1 protein-coding gene is annotated in these 537 nt (G+C 62.9%); it reads left to right on the top strand.

Annotated elements, in window-relative coordinates; translation table 11 throughout:
• The coding region (locus IB262_RS35485; protein WP_281435768.1) for a glucoamylase family protein at positions 1 to 537 on the top strand (537 nt) is incomplete at both ends.

Below are 537 nucleotides of genomic sequence, written 5' to 3'. Positions count from 1 at the left end.
GCAAGTTTGCCGCAAAGATCGCGCGTCGGCGCTTGCAGTTTCTCCTGGAGTGCCCGCAGGGACCGGAACCCGACGCCTCCGGCTACAAGGGCTTCTTCTACCACTTCCTCGACATCGAGACCGGCAGGCGCGTTTGGGAGTGCGAGCTTTCGACGATCGACTCCGCCTTTCTTTTCGCGGGTGCTCTGACAGTGGCCGCGTATTTCGACGGCGATGGCGCCGAAGAAGTTGAAATCCGCAGGGTGGCAAACGCGCTCTATGAACGGGCCGACTGGAACTGGGCCTGCGATCACGGGCTGACGCTCACCCACGGCTGGCGGCCGGAAAACGGCTTCATCCCCTATCGCTGGCGCGGCTACGACGAGGGCCTGCTCCTCTACATCCTCGGACTCGGCTCACCGACCCACCCACTCCCGCCGGAAGCCTATGCGGCCTACACCGCAAGCTACGACTGGCGGAACCTTTACGGGCGCGAATTGCTCTATTCGGGACCGCTCTTCACCCACCAACTCTCGCATATGTGGGTCGATTTCCGCG

Origin of the sequence: Ensifer sp. ENS02, from assembly GCF_014851885.1 — a bacterium.
Classification (GTDB): Bacteria; Pseudomonadota; Alphaproteobacteria; order Rhizobiales; family Rhizobiaceae; genus Ensifer; species Ensifer adhaerens.
Note: the sequence above shows the minus strand (reverse complement) of the source record. Positions and strands in the feature narration are given on the sequence as shown.